This window comes from Streptomyces sp. NPDC029122, assembly GCF_055569445.1.
In genome coordinates this window covers 148,429-158,873 of the sequence record NZ_JBVHWK010000017.1, presented here as the reverse complement: position 1 = coordinate 158,873, position 10,445 = coordinate 148,429, and the positions used below count along the sequence as shown (strand labels likewise).

The window sequence follows — 10,445 nt, the reverse complement described above, 5'->3', positions numbered from 1 at the left end:
CAACCCGGAACACACCCGACACTTCATCACCCGCACCGCCCGAGAACTGCCGACCGCCGCATGACTGCCCGGCCGGCCGTGAACGCCACGCCAGGAAAGGACAACCAAGCTCTACGCACACCCCTGCAAAGCACCACCCGGTGGACCGGCCCCCGTCGGCACTCAGCCAGCAGCCGCGGCCGCGCCCTCCCCGAAGCCCGGCACGTCATCGGCTGTCATCTCCGGGCGCAGGCGCAGGCACTCCTCGACCGTCGCCGAGTCGATGCCGGCTGGAGCCGTACGTCGAAGGAGAGCGAGGCCGGGGACGGCCCGCTCCAGGGCCGCGACCGTCGAGGCCGGATCAGTCAGCCGCTGACGAGGTGCTTGAGTGCCGATGAGAGCCTTCAGTCATGCTGACCGTCTACGACGCGGGGGTGAACTCCACCTCGGTACCTCCGCAGCCGGCCGCGATGTCCCACAGCCGCTGCTGCTCCACCTCGTCGACCGCCAGGCCCCAGCGGAGCTTCGTCGCGGTCCACTCCGCGCCGTACCAGCACAGCGCCTCCGGCGACGGCGGAAGCCACTCGGACGGGTCACGGTCCACCTTCGCCCTGTTCGAGCGCGCCGTCACCGCCACCAGGCTGGACGGCTGGCCCTGGTCGTTCGCGTACGCCTCCCGCCGCGCCGCCGTCCAGCCCGAGGCCCCGGAATCCCAGGCCTCCGCGAGCGGCACCATGTGGTCGATGTCCAGCCGGGAGGCGTCGGTAACGGACACGCCGTCGTAGTACGCCTCCCAACTGCCCCCACTCAGGACACAGCCCGGCACGATGACCAAATAGTCCACGGCCTCGGACAGCAGGACCTCCTGCCGGGTGTTGCAGCCGTCGTTGGGGACGTGCGTGCCCGCCCGCGTGGGAGTAATTGTCAAGAATTGCGGATTGAGGGTCCGGGTGATTTCGTCTCGACTTCACCGTCGGAGCCCTCGATCGCCTCCGCTACTCCCCGCGGCCGACGGTCAGCACAGCGCTATATCCCGCTCGCGCAACACCCCGCTGCACGCGTCGCGCCACCCCATCCGGTCGGAATCGACCGCGTTGCACGCCCCCTGGTGCAGGAGACCGCGTGAGCCGGGACGACCCTCACGGCGCCGCCGGCCCCCAACCCAATCCCAGTCCTGCGTCAGTGAAGTCCAATGACGCACACCCAATGCACATCACACGACGCCCATCACCCAGCGGCCCTGCGCCCGCTACACCTATCCGGGGCAACGACCACCACTGAACGTGGGAACCTTCGCACCAATTCAGTGTGGCGAAGTCGAGAATGATTCGCCGCACCCGCATCGTGTCGGTCGACCCGATTGCCAAGCAAGCGGCTCTCCCGACATCAGTCTCAGCCCGTCGACAAGGAAAAGTAAGTGAAGCGAGCCAAGCGGATCAGTACCATCTGCGCTGTAGCCGCCGCAGGAGTACTCCTCGGAGGTACCACGGCCCACGCGGATGGCGACGGAGGACTACTCGGCCTCGGCCTCCTCAACACCCCCTCCATCACCCTCGCCTGCTTCCCCGCCGGACAGGTGGGTGCAGGCAACTCCTTCACCGGCAACCAGAACGTCAACTGCAGCCAAACAGCCACCCAATCCACGAACGGCAACGGCGGAACAGGGGGCGGATTCAGCGACTATGAACGGGTCCTAGGACCAGTGTTCACCGTGCAGGCGGGCAGCAACGCCGGCTATACCCTTGCTTGTCCCACAGGAAAGAAGGCCCTTGGCGGGGGTGTCCAGTGGCTGGGCGGAGATCCGAACGACTTTGTCATTCTTTCGTCCGGTCCCGCATCCTCAAACGAAAGCGAATGGGAGATCCTCGTGCGGAGCGAAGGCGGCCCGGTTACCGCCCAGGGCGGAATCACCTGTGCGAACGTAGACAGCTGACAGCTGCTTGAGATGCCAAACGCGGCATGAGAACCCGTTAGTGACGGGAGACGAGCAAGTCCCCCCGGCGATCACGACCCGGGCAAGTCCAGCGCCGGCAGCCCGACCGCGCACTTGAGAACATCGCGGCCGGGATCTGTCATGCGCCACGAGAAGTGGCTGAGCAAGGAGGCGGAATCCGGAAGCCCTCGCGCGGGCCCGCACCGACCGGCCACCCCGTGATTACCCCGCAATCACTCGGAAGCCAGCTCCCCTCACCGGCCGCGCCCCATCCTCGCGCCGGCGCGGCTTGCTGCCGATACACAGGGTCGGCTCAGCGGCCGCGCCTTGACCGGGGCACAGCGCCGGTGGCCGCAGCGGCGGAAACACCGGGGCCGTCGGCGACCGGGGTGCCGGGCCGGGCGGTCAGGGTGTGCAGGGGCGAGCCGACTAGTAGTGCTTTGTTAGCTGGTCTTGTCACGGTGGGTGTCTGGTAGTTCGCTGGTTGTATGAGGGCTGGGGAGCTTGCTGCGGTTCGGGTCCGGTTGGAGGAGTTCGCCTCCGAGGTGTTCGCGCCGTTGGTGCGGCGGGACCAGCGTGAGAAGGGCTTGCTCTATGTGCGGGGGCTGTTGCTGGACGGTCGGCGGAAGTCGATGCAGCCGATGGCTGAGCGGCTCGGTGTCGATCACCAGCAGTTGCAGCAGTTCATGACGTCCTCGACCTGGCCTGTCGAGGATGTCCGGGCCCGGCTCGCATGGCGGGCCGTGCGGGCGGTCCGGCCGCAGGTGTGGGTAGTCGACGACACCGGCTTCCCCAAGGACGGGCGGGCGTCCGCGGGGGTGGCCCGGCAGTACTCCGGGACCTTGGGCAAGGTCGGAAACTGCCAGATCGGCGTCAGCGTCCACGCCGCCTCCGATACCGCTTCGTGCCCTCTGTCCTGGCGGCTGTTCCTGCCCGCCGCCTGGGACGGACCCGACGCCGAGCCCCGCCGGCTTGCCTGCCGGATCCCTGCCGCCGAAGGTCACCGGCCCAAGTGGCAGCTCGCCCTGGACATGCTCGACGAGCTCGCCGGCAACGGGCTGCGGCCCGCCGCCCTGGTCGCGGACGCGGGCTACGGAGCGAACGCGGACTTCCGCCACGGCCTGGAAGAACGGGGGCTGGGCTACGTCCTCCAGGTGAAAGGCGAGATGACCGCCCACGCGTCGAGCGCCGAACCACACCAGCCCGCCTATGGAGGTCTGGGCCCGAGGCCGCTGCCGCGTTACCGCACCCGCCCGATCTCCTTACGCGAGCACGTGCTGGCCGCCGGACGGCAGCAAGGGCGGTCCGTGGTTTGGCGCAAGGGCTCCAAAGCAGCGTTGAGCTCACACTTCGTGCTCCTGCGAGTCCGTCTCGCCGGCCGGCGCCCGAAACCGGCCGAGGACGGCACGATCCCTCTGACCTGGCTGATTGCCCAGTGGCCCGAAGGCGAGGACGAGCCGACCAAGTACTGGATCTCGAACCTGCCCGCCGACATCCCCGCGAAGGACCTGGTGCGTCTGGCGAAGTCACACTGGCGGATCGAGCACGACTACCGAGAGCTGAAGACCGCTTTGGGCCTGGACCACTTCGAGGGCCGCTCGTTCACCGGCTGGCACCGCCACGTCACCCTCGTCACCGCCGCCCACCTGTTCCTGACCGAACAGCGGAGGAGCCCAAAAGCCCCTGCCAGGGCCTGACCCTCTACCAGGCCCTGGACCTCCTCCAACACCTCATCGCCACCTGGACCGGCACCTGCCCCACCTGCCGACAACCCACCCGGCAGCCCTACGACACCAGCTAACAAAGCACTACTAGCGTTGTCCGGTCGATCATGTGACTAGTCCGTGTCCGTGTCGTTGATGTGGACATGGGGGGGGAGAGATCTGACTGACGCTGAGTGGGAACGGCTGCGGCCGTTCCTGCCGGTCAGCAACAGGCGTGTGGCCGATTTGCGGGATCACCGGCATGATCGACGGGACTCTGCATCGGGTGCGGACCGGCGTGCAGTGGCGTGACATGCCCGAACGGTTCGGGCCGTGGAAAACCATCTACGAACGCCACCGGCTGTGGTCGGCCGACGGGACGTGGGAGCGTCTGCTCCAGCAGGTCCCGGCTCCCGCGGCGGCCGGCCGCCGCATTTCGACCGGGCCGCCTACCGCGAGCGCCATGCGGTCGACCGCCTCAAGAGACATCGCGCTGTCGCCACGCGATACGACTGTGAGGATGTTGGGGTGCCGCTTCGGGCGGTGGCCTGACTCGCGATACGCCTGGCCCTGGTGCCTTGGTTTGATCTGTCGGCCACTGCCTGAGGCGGTACTCGCTGCCGCCGGGCGGGGGCCGTGTCCCAATAGGGGCCTTCGCGACAGGCACCGTCACAGTCTTGACCGCCCCCGGCCCGGCGACGGCCACCGGTTCCCGAGGCGATCAGGAGACAGGCGACCTTGACCAGCATCACGCAGTCCACCGCCCCATGTCACGTGCCGGCGGACACCGAGGACGTCCTGCTCGGCGTGGATACCCACAAAGACGTCCACGCCGCAGCCGTCATCACCGTGCTCGGCACCGCCCTGGACGGCCGCAGCTTCCCCGCGACCGCCGACGGCTACCGGCAACTCCTCGACTGAGCCCGGTCATTCGGCGCCCTGCGGCGGGCCGGCGTCGAGTGCACCGGCTCATACGGAGCCGCGCTGACGCGCCACCTGCGTGCAGAGGGCATCGAGGTGACCGAGGTCAACCAGCCCGACAAGGCCGCCCGACGCCGTCACGGCAAAACCGATGCCATCGACGCCGAGGCCGCAGCCCGCGCCGTGCTGACTGGACGCGCCACCGCTGCGGCGAAGACCGGCGACGGCCCGGTAGAGATGCAGCTATACCGGTTATCGGGGTGCGGTGTTCAACCCCGTCCGAAACCACAACCAATACGCCGTCGCACGGAGCCGCCACCCGCCATCCGACCCATCCCTTGGTGTACGGGGAGCGGTGAAGGTTCCGTTTGTGGACCAGCATCACCGCGAGTTCGTTGCTCGGTCCGACGGTCCACCACAGAGCACGCCATCCGGCTCGCGCATCCTCGGGGGGCAGGCTCCACACGACAGGCAGTTCGCCAGGCGTCATTGGCACACCTTCTGGACTCCAGGCCCCAACGACGCCCGAAGAAACGTACTTTACCGAACGGCGTCTGCAGTGCTCGACCAACCCCGTGGCGGGCACTCAGCAGTCCGACGCAGCGCTCCCCCGGGCAGCAGCCCGGCCGAGCCTGCGCCGGGGCGGGAGCAGCAAACTCCCGCCCGGGGCGCACGCCTGTATCCGGCACCAAACGCCCCCACCGCAACGCGCTACCGCCGCCTGGACCAGGGTTAACCGTTTCGCCGGTGAATCCCCTCCCCCGCGCGGACGAGCCGTCCTCGCGCCCGCTCCCGTAGTCGCCGCGGGCACCGCTATCCACGTGAACAGCACGGCGGACCGTGCCTGGTCAGGCCGGACTGAGTCCGGCGGCCCGGAGCAGCGAGTCGCGTTCGTCCTGGCTCAGCGGCTCGCCCTCCGGGAGTTGCTCGTCGGCCAGCAGTCGGCGCACCCATACCGCGTTGGCTTCGAACGCCGCTCGACACAGGGCCCGCTCAGGGTGTTCTTCTTCAGGGCCGTTGATGGCCAGATCCCGCGGGTTACCGGGGTCAACCGGCTCCGACAGGGCCGCGGCCACCAGTATGAGATCGAAGTGCTTGCCCCGATAGGGCACTTCGGGGTCGGCCGCCAGACGGAGCAGGTACGGCACGATCGCCGGCATCGCGGCACTGATGTGTATCGGTCCTGCCATCACCAGCCAGCTCAGCGTCCGTCCCGCAGCCTCGGCGGCATCGGGGTCGACCAGGCCGTACAACAATGCCGGGACCACGTCCGTACAACCAGGCAGCTCCGACCAGGCGACCTCCTCACACCCTGCCAGTGCGGGATGTGGGGAGGGATCCACCGCCAGGTGTGGATGCGCCGCCATTAGATCTGCGATCGCGGCCGCTACCGCCGCCCGGCTCACTGTGCACACACCACGGCCTCCGTCCGCTGCCCCACCTGTAACCGTTGGCCCCGGCGTCCATGAGGTGGCCGCGCTGCGGGCGGAGCTGAAGCGGATCCGGGCCGAGTACGCCCTGGCCGTGGCCCTGGCCTGCGCAGGTTACGGGCAGAAGCTGGCGGAGGCCAAGGCCGAGCACCTGTACGTGCAGTTCGAGGAGCGGAGTGAACGCATCGCGGACTTGCAAGACGGGCGGCCCGGCAGGCCGCGGGGCGAGCGCGGCGCGCTGCGGGGCCAGGGCGGCCACCGTCCGCGCCGGCTCCCGCGTCGGCCGCTGAGGCAGCCGGGCGCGCCGGCGACGGTGGAATGGCCGGTCCTCGCGCTGAGAGATGCGTTCGTGGAGCGGTCACTGTGACCGCTCCACGAATGGAACTCTCTGGTGGGTCCTGATGGCAGGTATGGCGTTCACCGCCGTAACTGCGTCCCACGGTAGCGAACGGGGCCTGGGGACTCAGCTCCGAGGGTAGTGCCGTAGGACCTCGACCATGGGGTTAGGAACTGGCACTACCAGCAGATCACTCTGTCGCGTTCACACAGATGGCTCGCGCGGTCACGGTGAGCTGGCCAGCTCCCTCGTTCGTCACTCCCACGCCCCACTGGCTATCGCCATCCGGCCCGTTCTGCTGGATTGTGTGCGGACCCGTTACGGTCGGCGCGAGGAACCCGCCGCCGACGACCTTCTTTCCGGTCGAGCACGTGAGCGTCACCGAGCAGACTTCATCGGTGTTGCACGTGTCAGAGCTCTGCAGAAACTCGTATCCCGTGACGGGGCCACCGGGGTTCGGAGTCGGGGTGGGGGTCGGGCTGGTGGTCGAGGCCGACGCGCCCTGGCTGCACTGGGTGTTCTGGGGCGCGGCGAACTGATTGCCCACACCCGACTGGACGGGCGTGCACAGTTGTTGCGTGAGGATCCCGCCGCCAAGGACGTCCAGGAGCCCGTCGGCTTGGGCATTGTTGGCTTGTCCCACGTTGATGACAAGCGCGCCCGCCGCCACTGTCAGAGCTGTGATCCAATGTCCTGCACGGTGCACAAAGACTCCCTGGTTCTGCTCGCGTTCGGTCGTGACAAGCAGGTGGAACCTAGCTTCATCAGGACATGCCCTGACGCGCGACATGCCGCCCTGCCACGCATTGGATAGGCCATCGCCGAGTGGTTCACCCCTACAGAGGCAGGAGTTCCCAACGCCCTGGGAGCTTCCGTTCGGGGAGCGGTCACGGTGACCGCCCCCGAACGCGTCTGTGCGGTGTGCCGTCCCAGACCAGGCCCTCTAAAGGGTGGTCCCACCCTCGCCTCTTTGCACGCCGCGCAGAGAAGCGAGGCTCCCACCCCGTAACGGCAGGTGGGAGCGTGGCTTGTCTGCACCACCGCCGGTGAGGTCAGCTCGACGAATGGGTAGACGCGAAAGGATGTCAGCCCGACCCGCTGCTCCGGCTAGCGGAGAAGACCGGCAAGACCGTCTACATCAAGCACGCCACCGTCGTGCGCAGGCCGATGGCGAAGACACCGCTTACTGCGCCCGGATGCGGCGAGGCGGTCGAGTGAAACGGCGACCGCGCCCGTGATCAGGCCGTCCTCTGATGCGTTCCAGTCGTGCAGGCGTCCCGTGTAAACTGCGCTCCCCCTCCCTTCGCAGGCGGGGCCGCTGCGACCTTCACACGACAGCAGAGACCAGCATGGTCACGCACACGTTGAGGCGGCGGATGTCCGCCCTCGCCACCGTCCTGGGACTGGGCATCGCCCTCCCGTTCGCCCTGGGGGCGACCCCCGCGTCCGCCCAGGCCCTGATCGACATCACAAAGACGCATTCCGGCAGCTTCCCCAGAGGCGGGCAGGGCGTCTACACGATCACGGTCACCAACCCAGGCGATCAGACGACCACCGGCGGGACGGTCATGCAAGACACCATCCAGACAGGAGGGGTCACATTCGTCACAGGGACGGCAATCGACTCGGATGTAAACGTTTCGTGCACCTTCGAGGGGGACAACAGGGTCAACTGCGAGAGCGAGCCGCTGGATCCCGGTGAGGGCTACACACTCACCTTCACTGTCAACGTCGCCGAGGACGCCCCGTGCACCGTCGACAACTTTGCCGTGGCGCTCGTCCCCGGGGACGTCGGCGACACGGCCGAAGACCCCACCACCATCACCGGCGGCACCTGCGGCGGAGACGAGGGAGACGGTGACGGAGACGGGAGCCCCGTGTCGATCCTCCCCGTCAACCTCACCGGCGTCATCCCGATGTTCAACAACATCACCACGAACAACAACATCAACACCCCCGGCGCCAGCAACGCCAACCGCCAGGCCTTCGAACTGAACGCACCCTGACCGAACATCCGCTCCACCGGGCAGGTCCCCGTCCCCGACACCGTCATCTCCGACGCGGAGGTGGACGCGGCTGTCCGGCTCGCCGAGACCTCGCCGGCAGTGACCTGTCCCAGATGCACGACGAGTACCAGGACGCGCTGGAGCAGGTCATCGCCGCGAAGAGCGGCCCCCGCCCCCTGCCCGCGGCCGCCGAGGAGACACCGCCGGCCTCGGCGGAGGTCGTCGACCTCATGGCCACCTTCGGCACCCGGGGGCCGGGGCTTACACAGCCGCTGCGTGCCGCGCTTGTGTGTCGCTGTGTGGCGCCGGTGGGGCGGGCGCGCTGCGGCTGCGAGCGGCGGCCCGGCGCTGCAACGCCTCGAACGACAGCCGGCCTGCCTCGGTATCCCAGACGAGCAGCTCGCCGTCCAGCACCAGGCCGCCGGGCAGCTGCTGCTCCGCGGCCGCCACCAGGGCCGGGAACCGGTCCTGCACCAGCGACCCGCGCCGGGTCTGAAGCAGCACCCGCCCGCCGGGGCCGACCGGGGTGAACAAGATCGCGCGGTGTCCGTCGAACTTCTGCTCGTACACCAGGCCCGCCCGTAGCGCGGCTGGGCCCGGGACGGACTCAGCGGTCTGCGCGAGCATCGGCTCCACCGGCGGCCGCAGCACCATCCCCCGCGCTCTCTTGCCGGTCCGACGTGCCCTAGTCGACGCAGGTGAGGGAGACGTCGGCCCGGTTCGACTTTGCGTCCTCGCCGACGATCGTGATCTGCGCCCAGCCGCTGAACTTGTCCGGAGCCTTTTTCAGGGCGACGCCGTCCCAGGACATCTTGGGAACGTTCTGGGTGCCGGCAGCGGTGAAGGTAAGGGTCGCCGCACCCGAGACGAGGCCGTCGCTGCGGGTCCAGCGGTACTTGACGGTGCCGGGACCCGAGGTGCTGACCGTGCCGTCGAAGCCCGGAACGATCCCGTCCGGGAAGATGATGCACCCGATGTTGCCCTGCTTGCCGAGGTACTTGGCGGTCACGGAGGTGACGTCCGCAGTCTTGGCCTGCGGTTCGGCCTGCCCGGCCGGTTCCTCCGGCACCTTGCTGCACGTGACGGGCGGCGTGTTCCTGTTCCGCTCCTTGACGGTGTAGGTGCCGTAGGTCACGTTCTCGTCGACGTACTTCCCGTTGGACGCGACCCTGACGTTCTGGCTCGAGGCGCCCCCGGAGATCGTCACGCGTGCTCCCCTGTCGAAGCCGGAGAGCTTGAGGTCGTACGTGGGCTTCTTGTCCGAGCCGGGTTCCCCTTTGACCAGGGCGCAGGTGCCGACGGGGGCGGCGGCGGCCTGCGGTGCGGCGAAGGCGGGCGCAAGGACGCACGCAGCCGCGGCGAGGGGTACGAGGAGCGCGAGGCGGTGGTGCCGGGTCATGGTGTCTTCCTCCGGTGCCTGTCGGAACGGGCCTCGGCAGCCTGGCGGCACCGGAGTGGAGACGGAATGCCGGACCGGCCGACCGGGCGGGCTCCCCTCTCGACCGTACAACGGGGGCCGGGCGCCCGCAGTCCCGGCCGCAGGCGGGACCGCGGCAGGCCGGCGGCGGGCCGTCTGCGCGAGCCGCCGACGCCGGGCGCTGGGTCGGCTAGGTTGCCCCTTTCGGATCTGGCCGGTTAAACCCGCGTTTCCCCAGCCATCGGGAGGGGCCCCAGGTGCCGTGCATCGCAAGGCGGAGCGGCTCCCGCTTACTGGACGTCCTCGGGTGCCTCGACAACGCGGCAAGGCGCGGTACCGGGCGGCGCGGGTCTGGGGGCACCCCCAGCGGTACTGGGGGAGCAAGATCCGGAATAGATGGCCTAGGACCAGCCTCAGCCCCACGGTGCGCGGCGGCCCGGCAGACACGGGACAGACACCTCTGCACGGGCTGCGTCGCACTCCACCAGGGAGCACGCCGCATAAGCCACCTACGCGTACGCGAGGGCGAAAATCACCCCTGCGGGGGACTGCGGGCCGGTGCCGGACACACGGAAGCGGGGGCCGCCGCAGCAGCCCCGGCCACTCCTCCGGACGGCCTACAGGTAGTCGACCCGGTCCGCCGCGAAGGTGCCGCGGTGCGAGCCGTACAGCGGGGTGCCCGTCAGCCGGAACCGCTCCGCGCGGCCCCCGGGCCGACC

Annotated in this window: 10 protein-coding genes and 1 pseudogene; 6 read left to right on the top strand and 5 right to left on the bottom strand. The window is 69.0% G+C overall.

Going from position 1 to position 10,445, the window contains the following annotated elements; all coding sequences use genetic code 11:
- Positions 1 to 400 precede the first annotated feature (400 nt).
- The gene (locus tag ACZ4WZ_RS20995; protein ID WP_467892415.1) at positions 401 to 907 is read right to left on the bottom strand and encodes an HNH endonuclease family protein; all 507 of its coding nucleotides are present in this window, start codon (positions 905 to 907) and stop codon (positions 401 to 403) included.
- 489 nt (positions 908 to 1,396) lie between these two features.
- On the opposite strand from ACZ4WZ_RS20995, the gene ACZ4WZ_RS20990 reads away from it, so the two are divergent.
- From ACZ4WZ_RS20990 to ACZ4WZ_RS20975, 4 genes and pseudogenes are all read left to right on the top strand, one after another.
- On the top strand, positions 1,397 to 1,912 hold the full coding sequence (locus ACZ4WZ_RS20990) for a hypothetical protein (RefSeq protein ID WP_467892414.1): 516 nt from the start codon (positions 1,397 to 1,399) through the stop codon (positions 1,910 to 1,912).
- A gap of 488 nt (positions 1,913 to 2,400) precedes the next feature.
- Positions 2,401 to 3,609, top strand: coding sequence for an IS701 family transposase (locus ACZ4WZ_RS20985; RefSeq protein ID WP_467892412.1), 1,209 nt, complete (start codon positions 2,401 to 2,403; stop codon positions 3,607 to 3,609).
- Positions 3,610 to 3,877: 268 nt separating this feature from the next.
- Entirely contained in the window at positions 3,878 to 4,357 is a 480-nt protein-coding gene (locus tag ACZ4WZ_RS20980; RefSeq protein WP_467892411.1) for a transposase, read from the top strand.
- Positions 4,354 to 4,783, top strand: a pseudogene (locus tag ACZ4WZ_RS20975) (IS110 family transposase); the annotation flags it as partial. The gene ACZ4WZ_RS20980 and the pseudogene ACZ4WZ_RS20975, both read left to right, overlap by 4 nt.
- A gap of 601 nt (positions 4,784 to 5,384) precedes the next feature.
- On the opposite strand, the gene ACZ4WZ_RS20970 reads toward ACZ4WZ_RS20975, so the two are convergent.
- Positions 5,385 to 5,804: a hypothetical protein gene (locus ACZ4WZ_RS20970; protein ID WP_467892409.1), complete on the bottom strand. Its 420-nt coding sequence runs from the start codon at positions 5,802 to 5,804 to the stop codon at positions 5,385 to 5,387.
- A 202-nt stretch (positions 5,805 to 6,006) separates the two neighbouring features.
- On the opposite strand from ACZ4WZ_RS20970, the gene ACZ4WZ_RS20965 reads away from it, so the two are divergent.
- Positions 6,007 to 6,333 carry a hypothetical protein gene (locus ACZ4WZ_RS20965; protein WP_467892407.1) on the top strand — a complete coding sequence of 109 codons (327 nt, stop codon included), beginning with the start codon at positions 6,007 to 6,009 and terminating at the stop codon, positions 6,331 to 6,333.
- A 160-nt stretch (positions 6,334 to 6,493) separates the two neighbouring features.
- On the opposite strand, the gene ACZ4WZ_RS20960 is transcribed toward ACZ4WZ_RS20965, so the two are convergent.
- Positions 6,494 to 6,973 carry a hypothetical protein gene (locus ACZ4WZ_RS20960; RefSeq protein ID WP_467892406.1) on the bottom strand — a complete coding sequence of 160 codons (480 nt, stop codon included), beginning with the start codon at positions 6,971 to 6,973 and terminating at the stop codon, positions 6,494 to 6,496.
- Between the two features lie 679 nt (positions 6,974 to 7,652).
- Between ACZ4WZ_RS20960 and ACZ4WZ_RS20955 the strand changes: the two genes are divergently transcribed.
- The gene (locus ACZ4WZ_RS20955; protein ID WP_467892404.1) at positions 7,653 to 8,309 is read left to right on the top strand and encodes a hypothetical protein; all 657 of its coding nucleotides are present in this window, start codon (positions 7,653 to 7,655) and stop codon (positions 8,307 to 8,309) included.
- Positions 8,310 to 8,570: 261 nt separating this feature from the next.
- On the opposite strand, the gene ACZ4WZ_RS20950 is transcribed toward ACZ4WZ_RS20955, so the two are convergent.
- Both ACZ4WZ_RS20950 and ACZ4WZ_RS20945 read right to left on the bottom strand, forming a co-directional pair.
- Positions 8,571 to 8,936 carry an ATP-dependent DNA ligase gene (locus tag ACZ4WZ_RS20950; protein WP_467892421.1) on the bottom strand — a complete coding sequence of 122 codons (366 nt, stop codon included), beginning with the start codon at positions 8,934 to 8,936 and terminating at the stop codon, positions 8,571 to 8,573.
- 58 nt (positions 8,937 to 8,994) lie between these two features.
- Entirely contained in the window at positions 8,995 to 9,708 is a 714-nt protein-coding gene (locus ACZ4WZ_RS20945; protein ID WP_467892403.1) for a hypothetical protein, read from the bottom strand.
- Positions 9,709 to 10,445 lie beyond the last annotated feature (737 nt).